Source organism: Methanosarcina baltica (assembly GCF_055394095.1).
The window spans coordinates 545,235-562,862 of sequence record NZ_AP042463.1; the positions used below are offsets into that span (position 1 = coordinate 545,235).

At 46.4% G+C, this 17,628-nt stretch carries 8 protein-coding genes, 1 tRNA gene and 3 rRNA genes; 5 read left to right on the plus strand and 7 right to left on the minus strand.

Translation table 11 applies throughout. From position 1 onward, the window contains the following. Window positions 1–346 precede the first annotated feature (346 nt). Window positions 347–421: transfer RNA gene (locus tag ACZ5QV_RS02455), tRNA-His, on the minus strand. A 160-nt stretch (window positions 422–581) separates the two neighbouring features. After that, on the minus strand, window positions 582–1,364 hold the full coding sequence (locus ACZ5QV_RS02460) for a sulfide-dependent adenosine diphosphate thiazole synthase (RefSeq protein ID WP_464601073.1): 783 nt from the start codon (window positions 1,362–1,364) through the stop codon (window positions 582–584). A gap of 368 nt (window positions 1,365–1,732) precedes the next feature. On the opposite strand from ACZ5QV_RS02460, the gene ACZ5QV_RS02465 reads away from it, so the two are divergent. The 3 genes from ACZ5QV_RS02465 to ACZ5QV_RS02475 all read left to right on the plus strand — a co-directional run bounded on the left by ACZ5QV_RS02465 (window position 1,733) and on the right by ACZ5QV_RS02475 (window position 5,318). Beyond that, window positions 1,733–2,986, plus strand: a complete 1,254-nt coding sequence (locus tag ACZ5QV_RS02465) for a 3-isopropylmalate dehydratase large subunit (RefSeq protein ID WP_464601074.1) — start codon at window positions 1,733–1,735, stop codon at window positions 2,984–2,986. Window positions 2,987–3,010: 24 nt separating this feature from the next. Beyond that, on the plus strand, window positions 3,011–3,505 hold the full coding sequence (locus ACZ5QV_RS02470) for a 3-isopropylmalate dehydratase small subunit (protein WP_464602008.1): 495 nt from the start codon (window positions 3,011–3,013) through the stop codon (window positions 3,503–3,505). Between the two features lie 529 nt (window positions 3,506–4,034). Beyond that, on the plus strand, window positions 4,035–5,318 hold the full coding sequence (locus ACZ5QV_RS02475; RefSeq protein ID WP_464601075.1) for a hypothetical protein: 1,284 nt from the start codon (window positions 4,035–4,037) through the stop codon (window positions 5,316–5,318). 616 nt (window positions 5,319–5,934) lie between these two features. Here the strand turns inward: ACZ5QV_RS02475 and ACZ5QV_RS02480 are convergent. From ACZ5QV_RS02480 to ACZ5QV_RS02495, 4 genes are all read right to left on the minus strand, one after another. Further along, window positions 5,935–7,308 carry a tetratricopeptide repeat protein gene (locus ACZ5QV_RS02480; RefSeq protein ID WP_464601076.1) on the minus strand — a complete coding sequence of 458 codons (1,374 nt, stop codon included), beginning with the start codon at window positions 7,306–7,308 and terminating at the stop codon, window positions 5,935–5,937. Window positions 7,309–7,744: 436 nt separating this feature from the next. Then, window positions 7,745–7,866 (minus strand): 5S ribosomal RNA (gene rrf / locus ACZ5QV_RS02485). An 83-nt stretch (window positions 7,867–7,949) separates the two neighbouring features. Beyond that, a 23S ribosomal RNA gene (locus ACZ5QV_RS02490) occupies window positions 7,950–10,862 on the minus strand. A 185-nt stretch (window positions 10,863–11,047) separates the two neighbouring features. Continuing rightward, window positions 11,048–12,525, minus strand: a 16S ribosomal RNA gene (locus tag ACZ5QV_RS02495). Together the 16S, 23S and 5S rRNA genes form the textbook arrangement of a ribosomal RNA operon. A 1,381-nt stretch (window positions 12,526–13,906) precedes the next feature. On the opposite strand from ACZ5QV_RS02495, the gene mtaC reads away from it, so the two are divergent. Both mtaC and mtaB read left to right on the plus strand, forming a co-directional pair. After that, window positions 13,907–14,674 carry a methanol--corrinoid protein MtaC gene (mtaC, locus tag ACZ5QV_RS02500; RefSeq protein ID WP_464601077.1) on the plus strand — a complete coding sequence of 256 codons (768 nt, stop codon included), beginning with the start codon at window positions 13,907–13,909 and terminating at the stop codon, window positions 14,672–14,674. Window positions 14,675–14,687: 13 nt separating this feature from the next. Then, window positions 14,688–16,070 carry a methanol--corrinoid protein co-methyltransferase MtaB gene (gene mtaB / locus ACZ5QV_RS02505; protein ID WP_464601078.1) on the plus strand — a complete coding sequence of 461 codons (1,383 nt, stop codon included), beginning with the start codon at window positions 14,688–14,690 and terminating at the stop codon, window positions 16,068–16,070. A 210-nt stretch (window positions 16,071–16,280) separates the two neighbouring features. Here the strand turns inward: mtaB and mtaA are convergent, their stop codons facing one another. Then, the gene (gene mtaA / locus ACZ5QV_RS02510) at window positions 16,281–17,300 is read right to left on the minus strand and encodes a methylcobamide:CoM methyltransferase MtaA (protein ID WP_464601079.1); all 1,020 of its coding nucleotides are present in this window, start codon (window positions 17,298–17,300) and stop codon (window positions 16,281–16,283) included. Between the last annotated feature and the right edge of the window lie 328 nt (window positions 17,301–17,628).

Consider the following 17,628-nt stretch of genomic DNA (forward strand, 5'->3'; position numbering starts at 1 on the left):
ATTAAGCTTTTGGTTGGAAAATAGAGGAAATAAATAAAGGGTTAACATATAGAACGCTCCGGGGTTAACAGGCCCCTTGATGCTTGTTAAAAATATGGAAGTATTAGTTTGGGAACTTCGATGCCTGTTTACAATAGCATCAAAAAGAGCCTTATCCGGGCCCCGCTAACAAAATTATATATATTTGTAAGTTTGGATTTCCTTAATGAAGCCAAAAATGTCAAGGAATTGAAAAAAAAGATACAAAATAACTTAAAAAGCCAAAAAAGAGCATATCTGCTGGAATTGAAAATTCAACAAAAAAGAAGGATTGTTTCAAGTTCAGGATGAGAAAAGAATAATATAATGGGGCCGGGACCGAGAGTTGAACCCGGATCGTAGCCTCCACAGGGCTACAGGATAACCGCTACCCTACCCCGGCCACGGAGTAAGTGCTTCAGGTTTGAGCAACCTATACAGGGATTTTTATTATATAAACTTTTTGGCAGAAAATGCGGGAGTCCACCTGTCAGAAAGGGATCAGAAGGGAGAATTCCGAAATTCCGAGCCAGTGGGGGAAAAATCCCCCATTTTAGACCTCTTCAGAGTTTCCCGAGCTTTTCAATTGCAAGTTTTGCGGCCTTTTCCCCTGAAAGGAGCATTCCCCCAAAGACGGGGCCCATCCTCGGGGCGCGAGTCGCGGCATTTGCGGCCATACCCGCAACGATCAGGCCCGGATAAATTTCTTTTGTGGCTTCCACGACCTGCCTCTCCCCCACTTCGGCCCACATGGGCTTTTCCCCGAGTTCTCCGAACTCCCCTATCTTTGCGCCGGGAATTTTTCTGAGGACGGTGTTGCAGACCACGGCATCGTGTCCGGTCCCGTCGATCACAAGTTTTGTGCGGACCATGAGAGGGTCAACGAAGAGGCGCTGGGCAGTTACAGGCCCCCAGTTAATGACAATGCCCGTAACCCGATCATTTTCCCGGATCATGACGTCTTCGAAGGAAACAAGGTTAAAAACCTCAGCCCCGGCGGAAGTGGCACCCGCAATAAGTTTTCCGACAGACTCCACAGAGTTTGCCACGTAATAGCCCTTCTCGTATTCCTTATACCTGATTCCGAAATCGTCCAGGATGCGGCAAGCCTCTTCCTGCACAACGATTCTGGGGAACATCATGCCGCCTGCCCACATGCCGCCTCCGAGAGAAAGTTTCTGCTCATAAATGGCGACCTTTACCCCGGCTTCGGCCAGGTACTTTGCAGCCACAAGGTTTGCGGGGCCTCCACCTACAAGGGCCACGTCAATATCCGTGTATTCAAGGAAGGTCTTTGTGTACTCTTCAACAATTGCTCTTGTTATTATTACTTCATCAAGTTCCATACAATAATCTCCAGAAATTGGGGCCGGGGGGTTTACCAGGCATTCAGAAATAAAATTTAGATTTTGATTCCGGGCATTGCTCTTAAGTATGTTGGAACAAATTCCACATATTTTTATACAGTTTTGGAGTATTCAAATCATTCAGATATTTTTCCCGGAAGAGGAGGAGGCCTTATTTGTTAACCTTTTTTACCATTTGACGCCTGAAAGTCCGTTAATCTCATATACGGAAAAGCCCTTTACTCCCCATATATTCCACAGGAAGTTACATTTAACAAATTTAACTTAAAGGGCCCCTTCCCAGGAGCCCGATTTTCTGAATAACGCGAACCACAGTTATATTGATACAACTTTTTTGAAGTGATAGTATGGGAAAGACAATCGCAGAAAAAATTATTGGTGAACATGCAGGTAAAGACGTATCCGCTGGCGACATCGTGGTCGCACAGGTGGACGTGGCCGCAGTCCAGGACGGGACCGGCCCTCTTGCCGTGCAGCAGCTTGAAAAGATGAACCTCGTCCAGGCTAAAAACCCGGAAAGGACAGTTCTTTTTATCGACCACGCAGCGCCCAGCCCCCACAAGGAGCTTTCAAACGCCCACAAGATCCTCAGGGATTTCGCAAAGAAGACCGGCGTGGACCTCTCCGAAGTCGGAACAGGGGTTTGCCATCAGCGCCTGGTGGAAGACTATGTTAACCCCGGCGATATCCTGATCGGGGCCGACTCTCACACCTGCACCTCCGGAGCTCTCGGAGCTTTTGCTACAGGCATGGGTTCCACGGACGTTGCAGTCGGAATTGCCCTTGGCAAGACCTGGCTCAGGGTCCCCGAGACCATCAGGATCAATGTAAACGGCGAGTTTAAAGAAGGCGTCTATGCAAAGGATCTTATCCTCTACCTGATAGGAAAAATTACCGCCGACGGGGCCACCTACAAAGCCCTGGAATTCGGCGGCGAGACCATAAGGAAAATGGCCATCTCCGACCGCTTCACCCTCTCAAACATGGCTGTTGAAGCCGGAGCAAAGACCGGTCTGATCGAAGCCGACGAGACCACGAGAAAATTCCTGGAATCCCGGGGTCGCGGAGACAAATTCAGGGCAATTTTCCCTGATGAGGACGCAGTTTACGAGAAGGTTATCGAAATCGACGCCGCGGAAATCGAGCCCATGGTTTCAGCCCCCCACACCGTGGACAACACCTTCACCGCAGCCGAACTTGCAGGCACGAAGGTTGATCAGGTCTTTATAGGGACCTGCACAAACGGCAGGCTTTCGGACCTGGCAATCGCCGCAAAGATCTTTGAAGGCAAACAGCGCCACCCGGACACCCGTCTGATAGTGGTCCCGGCCTCAAAAGACGTTTACCTCGACGCAATCGCCGCAGGCTACATTGAGACCTTCATCAGGGCCGGCGCAGCCGTAATGGCCCCCGGATGCGGCCCCTGTGTGGGCGTGCACCAGGGAATTCTGGGCGACGGGGAAGTCTGCCTCTCGACCCAGAACAGGAACTTCCAGGGCCGGATGGGCAATACCGAGGGCTTAATCTACCTCGCATCCCCCGCAACTGCAGCAGTCTCGGCAATAAAAGGCGAAATCACTGACCCAAGAGAGGTGCTCTAAATGGCAGAAGAAATGCAAAACAACCTGAAAGGTAAAGCCTGGAAATTCGGAGACGACATAAGCACGGACCACATAGCCCCCGGCCGTCTCTTCCACCTCAGGACCAACCTCCCCGAACTTGCCAAACACGTCCTCGAAGACGCCGACCCCGAATTCCCCAACAAGGTCCAAAAAGGCGACTTCGTTGTAGGCGGCAGAAACTTCGGCCTCGGTTCGAGCCGTGAACACGCCCCCACAATCATCAAGATTTCAGGCGTGGGTGCAGTCCTGGCTAAGTCCTTCGCAAGAATATTCTTCAGAAACGCAATCAACGTGGGCCTCCCCGCCCTCATCTGCGACACCGATCTGATCGACGACGAAGACGAATTGGAGATTGACCTTTCGGCCGGCGTTATTAGAGACGTTACCAAGGGAATCGAGCTCACTTTTTCGCCGCTTCCTGATGTCATGATCAAAATCCTCAGCGACGGCGGGCTTGCTGCACATATCAGCAAGTACGGCGATTTTAAGTTAGAGTGAATCGAACGGCTTTTCCGGCCGTTACTTTTTTTTAGCGGTTTTCTAAGGCCACTATCCTTTTTTCTTTTTTTGTGAATATTTGCCGGCGAGCGGAGGCTTTTGATTTATGCATTGAGGAGAGTTTGAAAGATCGGAAAAACAGATGTCAGTATTGAATGATTTGAATTTTTGGCATGGGATTTTTGATTTTTGAGCTTCCTTGGGAGCTCTCGTTTTGTAGTTCAAAAAGGAAAGATTAAATACAAAAGCGTATATGGAGAACTTAAGAAGATAATTTAAATGGAATCGATTATATCCTTAACTCGGAAGAATTAGGGTATAAGTATTGAATATGTACCTTATAATCCAAATCAAGAGATGTCTTGCAATCCTCTTCCACAAAAATGATGTGTTTCCTATTAGGGAGTGTAAAAAGTAAACAAAAGTTATCTCATTAGAGGCAATCAATTAAAAATATAAGGTATAATGATACTTATTACATAAATAGGGTAAGCTGTGTTTAAATTTGAGTTTTATTAAGAGGATTCCAATGATAGATGAAAATGAAAATGAAATCAAAGAATTAATTGAGCATTTTATACCAGTTGATATTACTAATTCTGGTGACAAATTTATAATTAAAAGTCGTACCCAAAATGGAGATAACAACACATGGGAAATAGACAAGGAAAAATTAGAGAATATCTATGTAGAATTAAATTCAAAAAATTATAAAGAAGCTACCATATATGATAAAAAATCATATGAAACTTTATTGAATCCGTTAAATTCGAGATACTTTCATCCAAGATTGATGGACAAATCCATTAGTAAAGTTGACAATGAAAATAATATAACTTATGAAATATCAGGAGCTTCGGATCATTTTGTTTTTTACATCATAAAGCAGTTAAAAGATTTGAACGACACAATGAATAATTATATGAAAATGAACTTTAATATTAGATTTCGTAGGCTCCTTGATGAAAAACAATCATTCCTTGAAATTTTTAAAAAGACAACCCAGTTCCAAACTTTAAAGATTAGTTCTAGTGAAGATAAAACGTTGAAATTATATGAAAATCTTGGAACATCCTTTTTATTTACATTGTCATATAATATAGGCACACCTATAATTGAAATGAAATCCCTAAACGAACTTTCAAGAACTCGAAAATTATATGGGACAAAAAGAAATAAGATAGAAGAAATAAATCCCCCCCATAAGATATACATTTCTGATTTAGTTTATCACTATCAAACGGCTCTATCTAGTGAAACAGCATCGTTAAAGTTCCTTTCATATTATCATATAATGGAATACTTTTTTGAAAAAGTATACAATGAAGACTTGTTAAAAATAGTAAAAGAAAAATTGATTAGTCCTGGATTTTCATACAAAAACGACAAGGAAATTAATAACTTGATAAATACAATACAGAAAAAAACAAAAATGAGATCAGATACTTCAACCTTTAATGAAAAAGAAGCATTGAAATTGGTTCTAAAAAAATACGTTTCTTTAGATCAACTGAAAGATAGTTTAAATGATTATGATTCTTCATTAATTGAATCCTACAAAACTAAAGAGGTATCTTTTTCTCATGGAGATAAAATAGATTTTAATTCTGATGAAGAAACTGTATATAAGAATATATCCAATAGAATTTACAAAACAAGGAATTCTATAGTACATCGGAAGGAAGGTGATAAACCACAATATATTCCATATAAAAATGAGAAGCAACTGTTGAATGAAATACCACTGATGAACATATTGTCGGAAGAAGTTATTATTCAATCTGCTACAATATTTGACCCTCAATTGTCATGAAGTTGTACCCTCTTCAAATATGATAGAACCTGAATCATAAAAAATGGTAACTACTCATGTTTTAGAAGCATGGCGATAGATAGTGAAAAAGTATTTATTTTTTGTAAATTGGCAACATTTGTATATTTGTTACCGATAGTTCCTTGCTGTCGATATTGCTACAATTAAGAAATGTTGTAATATGCCTTTACTTAAAGATGTAGTCAAATGATAAACTTCAAAAATCTGAGTAGTTACAAGAAATGAACTCAAATTAACAGGCCGACTTTTTTACAGCAAGCCCTCGAAAATCCAACAGTCGGAATGAAACTCATTGACGAATTTCCACTCATGCCGGCTGCCAGATTTTAATCCTTACTTTCATCACTGTTTTCTCGAAAAGGCCAACCTCCTGTTTCAGCCTTTGAGAATCCGAGCCCCTTCTTAAAAACTGTCAGACAAAAAAGGCCCGGATTTCATTGTGTCTTCAGGAGATTTCCCGGTAATTTCGGAGAAGTTCACGAAGCTGGCCCGGAACCGCAAAAAAATAAAAAAAAAGTTATGCCATATCAAGCAAAACACAAAATTATTCACATATCACCGACCCCGCTCAAAGTCTTCTGACCCTCCAATAATGTTACAGGTGTTTCACCTCATCAAGGAAAGCGGGCCGTTTTTTAAATTCGGTTTTCAGGTCGGTAAAACGGGTTATCCACGCCTCTTCGTCATTCAGGATGTCTGTATATATAGTTTTGACTCTATCCAGATAGCCGGCCACGGTACTGTAGTTTCTCCTGCCTCCCCGAGGGATCGTTTTTAGAGATTTTTGCCAGTAATATTCAATGATTTTTTCCGGAAAGTCAGAGGTCAACTGAACTGCAAACTCATCAAACCTGCGTTCTTCCGGGATGCCGTATATGTTACGCGGAGGCTCTTCATTCAGAATTATTTCAAGGATTTCCTCTTTCATGCCCTTATCAAGGCAGATCTGGAGATAATCGCAATAGTTCTTTTCCCTGGCCCGGCTGAGGATTTCGGGCTCGAGGGTTTTCCAGTCAGCGTCTTTAAGGAACTCCCTGAACCTTTTGTACTCTTTGATATATTCGTTTCTTCCGATAAATTCAAACGACCTTAAAAGGGCGCCTTTGGCCTTTTCGTAATCCCCTTCTGACTTATAATACTCAAAAAGCCTGTCCAGCATCTTTTTTTCATTACTTTTACGGGCCAAGGCCTTGTTTATGACGCTTTCCAGGTTGGCAGTATCTCTTTTTTTCACGAAATGGTCAGAGAGGTATTCAAACAGGTCGGAACAGTTGCCTTCACCCTTTAAAATGCCCTCTTCGGCGGTTTCCAAGGCTTTTTCAAAATTTCCCCGGTCCATATAAAAATTAACGAGATCCCAGTAATCCCTGCCGGAACTGAGCTTACTCATGCGCTCTTTCAGGTAGGCTTCGTCATCGTGGAGCTTGTCTTTCCGGATCTTCATTGCCCGTTCTTTATCCCATTTTGAAGGCGTTTTCTCAAGTTTTTCAAGAAGGTATTCCCATTCTTCCCTCGTCTGGCAGATTTCGAAAAAGATCTCCATCAACCTGTCTTCAAAACCGGAATTTCCTGCTTCATATTCCTCAAAGGCCTCGTCCAGAAATTCAAGCTTTGCGGAAGTGGATATTTCTTCCTCTTTGACCAGATCTGAGATACTGTCAAGATAATCGTATGCTTCATCTTCCTTATCATCAGGCCCGCCGCCAAGCCTGTTGAACTCTGTGATAATTTCCCTGGCATCTTCCCAGTATTCAAAAAGGAAACCCTCATTTCTGGAAAGCTGTTCAGATTCCATATCTTCCTGTAATGAATCCTGTATTTCATTGAACCATTCCAGAGCCACCCCGTATAATTCAGGTTTTTTCTCCAGCAGGGTGTCTATCAGATTGCATAAATAAGCGGAATTAAGATTCCGTAATTGTTTACGTAATGAAAATGTTTCAGATTGTACATCATCTTCTGTCATCATCAGATTCCTCCAGTCCTCATTAATGAGAAGTGAATCGTAATGTTTCAATTTGAATTACTTATCTATGATAACCAAGAATACTTAAATTCAGCCGAGGGTCCGAAGACTAATAACTATCAGATAAAAAAAGCCCGTCAGTCAAGCGGAAGAAACGAAACAAAAAACTGAGCCAGAAACAAAGATAGATTCAGATTATACCGAATCCCGGTTTTCCGCGAAGAGGACGGCGCCCTCCGAGAAAAAAACAGAACGGTATCCGAAAAGCGGAAGAAATGAAACAAAAAAAACAGATGCTGAAAAGCAAAAGATACGACAAACAAAAAGAAAGCCGCCTGCTATAGAAATTGTATAGAAATGAAAAAAATATGGAAAAACAAAAACAAAGCTCTTAAGAAAAAGTATCAGAGAAAAGTTTGAATGAATTAGATTAAGGTGAGTATGGCAGCGATCCAAACTTCCCGAAGGCTCGCGCACTTCAGTACAATAGAGAACGTGGGCAGGCTTATCTTCTGTGTTCGGGATGGGTACAGGAGTACCCCTGCCGCTATGGCCGCCAGACTCAACTTGTAAAATGGATTGGATTTTACGAAAGATGAATCATGTATATTGGTGCTGTATTTTGGATTTCGCCTGGACCTGGAAAAAGCAACGGAACGAATGTTTAGTAAACGCGGACTTAACACCTCGTTGCCTTGGTGCGCACATCCCGTTTCTATCAAACCGGTCTTTTACCGGGATTCTTAAAAAGGTCTCTTTTTAGGCGGGATTTCGAGCTTAGATGCATTCAGCTCTTATTCCGTGGCGCGTAGCTGCCCGGCGATGCCTTGTCAGACAACCGGTACACCAGAGGCGCCGTTGCTCTGTTCCTCTCGTACTAAAAGCAACTTACCCTCAGACCTTGAACACCTCTAGTAGATAGTAACCGACCTGTCTCACGACGGTCTAAACCCAGCTCACGATCTCCTTTAATAGGCGAACAACCTCACCCTTGGCTGCTGCTGCACAGCCAGGATGGAAAGAACCGACATCGAGGTAGCAAGCTGCCGGGTCGATATGTACTCTTGCCGGCAACGACACAATTATCCCCAGGGTAACTTTTCTGTCATTTTTGGCCCCCACCAAGGAGGCTCAAAAGTTCGCTAGAACCGACTTTCGTCTCGTCAACCACTGCTATGCTGATTAACGTCAGGCTGACTTATGCTCTTGCACTCTTCAGCGAGTTTCCGACCCGCTTGAGTCAACCATTGCGCGCCCTTGATATCTTTTCAAGGGCGTCCCGCCCCAGGCAAACTGCCCACCTATCGGGGTCCTCCTCGCGGAGTTAGGGTCGTAATTTCGGAAGGGTAGTGTCCCAATTGTGACTCCACGAATGCTGGCGCACCCGCTTCGACGTCTCCTACCTACACTGTACATCCAAAATCACAACACAACGACAGGCTGCAGTAAAGCTCCATGGGGTCTTCACTTCCCCCTAGAGGTCTCTAGACTTTGCACTAGAATGTAAGCTTCACCGGACTCCAGTTAGGGACAGTAGGGCTCTCATTGATCCATTCATGCAAGTCGCCAATTAAGCGACAAGGTACTACGCTACCTTAAGAGGGTCATAGTTACCCCCGCTGTTTACGGGCCCTTCTTCCCGTTGAACCGGGGTTTCAGGTACCCGCACTGAGCAGGATTCAGAGATTGTACTAGCCCTTACGGGTTTGCAATCTCCTATGTTGATATTAGACAGTTAGAGCCCCCTGGTCACTGCGACCTGCTGTTCTCACAGCAGGCACTCCTTCTCCCGAAGTTACGGAGCTAATTTGCCGAATTCCCTTAACTGAATTGATCCGACACGCCTTAGCCTTTTCAGCTAGGGGCACCTGTGTCAGTTCTCGGTACGGACATTTAACCGCCCTTTTCACGGGTTCCGGGGTGAAGCTGACTTTCGCCATAACACATTCGCCCGCTTCTCGCCATTACGGCTCTCCACGGGATTCGGTGCTTGGACGGCGCGACAACGCCGCTCAACCTGCCCCAAAACGTCAGGCACTTGGTGTTAAATGGTACAGGAATATTAACCTGTTTCCCTTTCGGCGTACTCGAATTACGATACGTCTTAGGACCGACTAACCCTCGGCTGACGAACATTGCCGAGGAAACCTGGCCCCTTCGGCGGTAAGGATTCTCACCTTACTTTGCTGCTACTATTACCAGGATTTTCGTTTGTGAACGGTCCACAGGACTTCACAGCCCTGCTTCTGCCCGAACACAACGCCTTCCTACGAGATTACCTTACGGTACTCCGTGGTATCGGTGGTCGACTTGAGCCCCGTCAATTTTCGGGGCCCCAAACCTCGACTGGTGAGCTGTTACGCACTCTTTAAAGGGTAGCTGCTTCTGAGCTAACCTTCCAGCTGTCTTGGGCTTGGGACGCCCTTTAGAGTTAACACTTAGTCGACACTTGGGGACCTTAACCACGGGCTGGGTTGTCTCCCTTACGGACTACAAGCTTACCCCAGCAGTCCGGACTCCGGTCTTCTTAGATGACGGTGGGTTCGGAGTTTGACAAGCGAGTGAGGGATTTCTCCCCCGGGATCGCCAATCAGTGCTCTACTCCACCGACGGTCTCCAACCAGGTCATGCTGCGACATGTTTCGGAAGGAACCAGCTGATGCCGGGCTAGATTAGCATTTCACTCCGAGACGCAGGTCACACGAATGATTTGCAGATCAATACCGCTTGCGGTCCTCCACGTAGCTTTCGCCACGCTTCAACCTGCCCACGCCTAGATCGCCCGGCTTCGGGTCGTATCCCGATGACTCCACGCACTTGTATACGCCGTGCCTCACCCCAAAGGGGTTGCGCACATGTTGCTTTCGCTTCGGCTGCCCAATTAAAAGGTTAGCCATCGCCATCAAGATACACTCCCTGGCCCGTTCTTCAAAACGTAAGATATGACATCGGCAGTGATACTCGTACTGCAGCCTCACGGCTGTTTCCTTCGTATCAAAGATCCTTGCACGCCATATCGTTCTATCACCACCAGGTTTCAGGCACTTTGCACCTCCCTTCTCGGGGTACTTTTCAGCTTTCGGTCACCCTACTATTTCGCTATCGGTCTCAAGGAGTATTTAGTTTTGGAGGTTGGTGACCCCCAAATTCCCGCGCGATATCCAACGCACGGTACTCAGGGACTTGCTCCCATCCGTTAACATACATCTACGTGACTATCACACTCTACGGTCTGCCGTTTCAGGCAAGTTTGATTTCGTTGAAGGATTTTTGAGCAGCCCTATAACACCACATGTCCCCGAAGGGATTCGGTTTGAACTGTGCCGCTTTCACTCGCCGTTACTTACGGCATCTCAATTGATTTCTCTTCCTGCCCCTACTGAGATGTTTCAATTCGGGGCGTTCCCGATCATTACTGATCACTAGGAGAGGTCTCATTCGGAAATCTCGGGTTCAAAGGTTCCTTGCACCTAGCCCGAGCTTATCGCAGCTTGGCACGTCCTTCATCAGCTCTTGAGCCGAGCCATCCACCTGGAGGCATAATACCGGATACTTTAACCAGATCCAGTAAGCGTCCAAAATACAGCACCTATACATGATTTCACACACCCCCGATAGTGGGAACTTCAGGGAGAATCCATCCTTCCCCGACAAATTGCTTTGTCGGGTGCATTTTTGAGAAATGTAATGGGATATTGGATCTGTTGGTTTTACGGCTTCTGATCGGTGGCTTCTTTTGCTTAGGAGGTGATCCAGCCGCAGATTCCCCTACGGCTACCTTGTTACGACTTAACCCCCCTTGCGAAATTCAGGTTCGAACACGACACGATGTTCGTGCCCTCACCCATACCTCACTCGGGTGGTTTGACGGGCGGTGTGTGCAAGGAGCAGGGACGTATTCACCGCGCTATGTTGAAACGCGATTACTACGGATTCCAGCTTCATGAGGGCGAGTTACAGCCCTCAATCCGAACTAGGGACAGGTTTGTGAGATTGCCAACCCCTTTCGGGGAAGGGACCCATTGTCCTGACCATTGTAGCCCGCGTGTAGCCCGGGAGATTCGGGGCATACTGACCTACCGTAGCCCGCGCCTTCCTCTGATTTAACATCAGCGGTCCCCACAGGGTACCCATCATTCCGGAGAATATGCTGGTAACAGTGGGCACGGGTCTCGCTCGTTGCCTGACTTAACAGGATGCTTCACAGTACGAACTGGCGACGGCCATGCACCTCCTCTCAGCGATTCAGGTAAAGTCTTTAGCTTGACCTACATATTGCTGTCGCCCCCGGTGAGTTTTCCGGCGTTGAGTCCAATTAAACCGCAGGCTCCACCCGTTGTTGTGCTCCCCCGCCAATTCCTTTAAGTTTCAGCCTTGCGGCCGTACTTCCCAGGTGGCTCGCTTCACGGCTTCCCTGCGGCACCAAACACGGTCGCACCGTGCCTGACACCTAGCGAGCATCGTTTACGGCTGGGACTACCCGGGTATCTAATCCGGTTCGTGCCCCCAGCTTTCGTCCCTCACCGTCGAACCCGTTCTGGTAAGACGCCTTCGCCACAGGTGGTCTCACAGGGATTACAAGATTTCACTCCTACCCCTGTAGTACCTCTTACCTCTCCCGGTTCCAAGTCTAGCAGTATCCCCCGATAGCCTACCAGTTAAGCTGGCAGATTTCCCGGAGGACTGACTAAACCGGCTACGGACCCTTTAGACCCAATAATAACGATCACCACTCGGGCCGCCGGTGTTACCGCGGCGGCTGGCACCGGTCTTGCCCGGCCCTTGCTAACACGTGCAATTTAAGCACATGGACAGCCAACAATTGTTGCTGGCACTCGGTGTCCCCTTATCACGGTTGCCCGCATTGTAAAGTTTTCGCGCCTGCTGCGCCCCGTAGGGCCTGGATTCATGTCTCAGAATCCATCTCCGGGCTCTTGCTCTCACAACCCGTACCCGTCGTAGGCTAGCAGGTACATTACACCCGCTACTACCTGATAGGCCGCAGACCCATCCTTGGGCGGACGAATCCATTTCAACCATAAAGCATTCCAGCATATACGGTTTATCCGGAATTATCCCCAGTTTCCCGGGGTTATGCCGGTCCCAAGGGCAGGTTATCCACGTGTTACTGAGCAGTACGCCATGTTCACGAAGAACATATGACTCGCATGGCTTAGGCGAACACCGATAGCAGTGACCTCTGGCAGGATCAACCAGAATTTTGTATTGCACACTTAAAGGAAAATTGTTGATGCGGAAAAACAGTGTTTTATTCGAAAAACACTTTCTTGCACTAAGATGGCCTGATTCGACCAATCCAAATTGATAGATAGAATACCTACCGATCAGAATTAACCGAACCAACAGATCCAATGTCGGACAGAAAAAGCTCCTGTCCCCATCACATGATAAAATTGATGAGTAAATATTAGATCACACTTGATGTGTGAGGAATTCTATACATATCATTTCTGATATATAAAGGTTTTCATTGAACAATTTTTCACATCATGAATCCGAGCAAAAGTTATTTTGCTGGCACACATGAGTCATTTGCCCACCCGATCACTTCGGATCAGGGAACCAATACATATTAGTATTGGTATATATAGGTTTTCATTGGACAATTTTTCACATCATGAATCCGAGCAAAAGTTATTTTGCTGGCACACATGAGTCATTTGCCCACCCGATCACTTCGGATCAGGAAATTGTAAGATGCAGTACCAATATAAAAAGGTATCTGTTTAAGACACTACATGGTATAAATAAATGAAGAGTTGGGGGGAGACTTCAGAAATTCCCGCAAGTCCTGCAACCTATAGCCTTACAGGCCTGAGAAATACCCAAGAAATGCCCGACAAATTCAGCGAAAAAACTTGCCAGAGATGGTTATGGGATCTGAATAACAACCCCTCATCAATACCACCCCAAACCAAATAAGGAAAAAAATCCAGTAAGTATGTGGCTCCGGAAGGTATGGAAAAACCTGAACCATGAGCAGACTTGCAAAGCTTCCCTAATCAAAGAACTAATCAAAGAACTAATCAAAGAACTAATCAAAGAACTAATCAAAGAACTAATCAAAGAACTAATCAAAGAACTAATCAAAGAAAAAGGAAGGGAAAACATTCCCGGAGAGCCCGGTTAAAAAACAACCCCATAATTACTATTTCAAGGACTCAACAAAGAGTCGGACACGTTTTATTGAAACAGTAACACCCGACAAATCGCGGAATAATCCCCGAATATCCATAAAATCAAAAGCATACGAAGGCCTATAACACCCAAAAACATAAAATAAAAAACAATTTTACTTAAATTGTATAGGCCAAAAATCAGAATTACAACTTAAAAAAATAAAGAAACGTAATAATTCGTGTTAATTTTTAGTATGTTTAAGCGAGTGATATATATATTGAAATCCCTGATAAGACATGGGGAAAATGGCCTCAGGGAACGAAGGGGAGTTCCGTCAACTACCTCTGAGCTAAAGACTCAGGGGTTTTCTGCTGCCTTCTTATAAATCTTCCTTTTCGACAAATCAAAAATCTGCACCTGGGGGCTTTGACCCTTGATTTGAAAATGGAGGTTAGACATTTTGATAGAGATAGACCCAAATGCTATCCTGACGAGATACAACGTAAAAATGGAAAAAGAAATGACGCCCGAAGATGCGGCAGAAGAGCTTTATCCAAAAGATAAACTCATCAACCCGATCGCTAAATCCATCTTCGAAGGGGAAGAAGATGACGTGGTTGAGGGGCTTAAAAAGGCAATTGCCGCGGGAAAGGATCCGATTGCCCTTATCAATGACGCCCTGATGGTCGGCATGGGTGTTGTCTCCCAGCTCTACGACGACGGAGTCATTTTCCTCCCGAACGTTATGATGTCCGCAGACGCGATGCTGGAAGGCATAGAGTTCTGTAAAGAGAAAGCAGGTAAATCCCCTGTAGTCAAGGGAAAAATTATCTGCCATGTCGCAGAAGGAGACGTCCATGACATAGGTAAAAACATCGTTGTCGCATTCTTAAGAGCAAACGGATACGATGTGGTGGACCTTGGAAGAGATGTTCCGATCGATGAAGTCATAGAGTTCGTGGAAAAGGAAAAACCCATGATGCTTACCGGAACGGCTCTCATGACCACGACCATGTACGCCTTCAAAGAAATCAACGACAAGCTGCTTGAGAAAGGTATCAAGCTCCCGTTCGCCTGTGGAGGCGGGGCCGTGAACCAGGACTTTGTTTCCCAGTACGAACTCGGGGTTTACGGAGAAGAGGCCGCTGACGCTCCGAAGATTGCGGGCTACATTCTGGAAAGTGGAGCCGACATAACAAAGCTGAGGGAGAAATTCCACAAACACTGAGGAGGTGAGGCAGATGGCAGTAAACAGATACACTAAAATGGCATACGCAAGCGCAGACGACATGGTCTTCGGAAAATGCACAAAGCCCGTAAAAGCGGGACTGGGACTGGAAATCGGTGCCGGATACACAACCCCCGAAGTGAACTACGCCCCAAGACCGGAAGCAGGTGCATCCAAGGAAAAGCTCATAAAAGAATACGAGAAGATCACCACCGACACCATGCAACGCATGGTAGAGATCGGGGCCCAATCCGTCGTCCTTGAAACCGAGCACGTCCAGCAGATGACCAACAACCCTAAATGGGGTGGTGAAGTCGCCCATGCCCAAAAAACCATCATGGAAGACTACCACGACGAGTACGGAATCAAATGTGCACTGAGACACACCCCGGGAGACGTTCGTGAAGAGCGTGACTTCCTGAAACTCAGAGATAAGTACCCAATCCTTATGGAATCCTTCGAGGAGTGTGCCGAGAACGGGGCTGACCTGCTTTCCGTTGAAAGTATGGGTGGGAAGGAAGTTTTCGACTACGCCATCCTGAGAAATGACATGGCTGGTATCCTCTACGGTATTGGCTGCCTGGGCTCCCTGGACATGGAATACATCTGGCAGGGTGTCGCGGACATCGCCAAGAAAAAAGGTGTTATCGCAGCAGGAGACACTGACTGTGCCCAGGCAAACACCGCAATGTTCATTGCAGGCGGACTTCTGGACAAAAACCTCGCCCACACCCTGGCAACCATTGCGAGGGCAATTTCCGCCCCAAGGTCCCTTGTGGCTTATGAGGCCGGAGCAACAGGCCCGGGTAAGGACTGCGGTTATGAGAATACCATCGTCAAGGCCATCTCTGGAGTATCGATCGCTCAGGAAGGAAAAACCTCAACCTGTGCCCACTCCGACGTCATGGGAAACCTGGTCATGCAGTGCTGTGACCTCTGGTCCAACGAATCCGTAGAGTACCACGGGGAATTCGGCGGAACCACCGTCCAGTGCTGGGGAGAGTCCCTTGCCTACGACTGTTCCCTTATGAACGTCGCCCTTCAGTCAGGCAACGAAAAGATTCTCCGGGACATGTTTATGGCTTCGGACAGATACCGGGACCCACAGGGCTATGTCCTGGCCTATGACAACGCCTACAGGATCGGAGAGGCAATCACAAAGGACGGAAAAGACCTCTACCTGAGAGCAAAGAACGCGGCAATCGAGTGTTGTAACATTGTTGAGGAAGGAGCAAAAGGCAAACTTCAACTCTCAAGGTTTGAGGCAAATGCCCTCGCAAAAGCAAAGGAGGCCCTTGAAGCCCTTACCGACGACAGTGACCAGTTCATGAGTGACTGCCTGACCAAATACAAGAAAGAAGTGAAGGTATTCCTACCGGAGAACTACGGCCTCTGAGCGGCAAATTTTCCTTCTACATCTCTTTTTTTCTATTTTTTCTTTTTTTTTATTTCAGCCCTGACCCGGCAGCAGATGACGTATTTTTTTGAAATTTTCAAAAAAACAGCAAAAAAACGGAGCATTTTCAAAAGAGGCAGGGCCAAAAACATAGAAAAAATTAAAAAGAGAGAAGGGATGAAAAAATACTTTCAAATTTCAGGAATGGTTTTAGGAGTAGTACTCGTTCCTCGCCTCAACCATGGCCTTGATATTGACAAGCGGAGTCATTGGAGCAATCCCGCAGCCAGGAGCAAGCACATCAACCCCATCTTCGAGGGCCTGTCTGGACTCGGCCTTGATCTTGTCAACAGGCCCTGGAAGCAGAGTGAAGGGGCTTGAGATATTCCCGACAAGTCTCGCCCTGTCCCCGAGAATTTCCTTTGCCTTTTTTACACTGCCGATCTTTTCTTCCACGCTCAGCCCCTCAAAACCGCAGTCGGCCATATAGTCCAGGATCGCGTTGACGTTCCCGCAGATGTGGAGCACAGTCACGGAGTTTACATTTCCGGAAAACTGCTGCAGCCTAGGCTGAAGGTACTGTTTGAAAGAGTCGGGACTCATGAGGTCCGGAGATGCCACCGGGTCGGCAACGGAAATGATGTCCGCCCCCGCCTCGACCATGGCGTTTGCATACGTGACAGCAGCTTCGGTTGCAAAGTCCAGGATCTGTTCGAACATGTCGGGTTTCTTGAGAGACCATTTCATAAAGGATTTCACACTTGAAAGATCGGAGGAAAGAGTTATAGGCCCCTCCATACCCCCGATAATCGGGACGTCAGGCCCCAGCTTTTCCCGGATAATTTTGATTGCTTCGAGCACAACCGGAATCCTCCCCACCCCGGCAAGATTGTCGGGCATCGCCAGGTCCTCCAGACTCTTCGGGTAGGGGTGGTCCGTAACCGAAGGCTGCCTGTTCTTTGTCCCCATATTGACCTCACAGCCCATGGCTTCGGCAAGTACGGTGAGACAATAAGGAACCCTCACAGCTTCGAGCCCGCTTAACTCGTAGTTCGCAATGGCAAGTTTTGCCATCAGTTCAGCATTGGAATGGCCCTCCGGCCAGGGAGCATCGACCTCATCCATAAGTTCGACTATGCCCGTCTGGGTAAGCGAAGCTACCGGGACTTTGTCCACGGCCTTTCCCTGTAATGTGTTAATCAACCTTTCCTTGAGTGTTAAATCTCCCATTGTTGATCCTCCCCATATGACTGATTTCCTGATCGCCAGAAGCCGGAATATTTCCAGTGGCATATTTATCAGGTAGTTATCTTCCAGCCTCTACCAGAAGCCACTTCCAAGAAATAGCTTTCAGGAAGTTACTCTCAGCAATCTATTCCCATTATTTGACCCCGCCCTAAAAAAGGCCCCTCTACCCTTACCGTATTTCGGAGATCAGAATAATACCTGCAGCAAGGAAATCCTCAAATTATGAAAAACTTGAATATTATAATCTCGGTTTTATAGTATATCATTTTATGGGACTAACTCCCTCACCAGAGATGGAAGAAACCGGATA

Bases quoted from the DNA above. Each gene is read 5' to 3' on its own strand.
- ACZ5QV_RS02465 (WP_464601074.1), top strand. From the start codon at position 1,733: ATGGGAAAGACAATCGCAGAAAAAATTATTGGTGAACATGCAGGTAAA.
- mtaB (WP_464601078.1), top strand. From the start codon at position 14,688: ATGGCAGTAAACAGATACACTAAAATGGCATACGCAAGCGCAGACGAC.
- ACZ5QV_RS02460 (WP_464601073.1), bottom strand. From the start codon at position 1,364: ATGGAACTTGATGAAGTAATAATAACAAGAGCAATTGTTGAAGAGTAC.
- ACZ5QV_RS02475 (WP_464601075.1), top strand. From the start codon at position 4,035: ATGATAGATGAAAATGAAAATGAAATCAAAGAATTAATTGAGCATTTT.
- mtaA (WP_464601079.1), bottom strand. From the start codon at position 17,300: ATGGGAGATTTAACACTCAAGGAAAGGTTGATTAACACATTACAGGGA.
- ACZ5QV_RS02480 (WP_464601076.1), bottom strand. From the start codon at position 7,308: ATGATGACAGAAGATGATGTACAATCTGAAACATTTTCATTACGTAAA.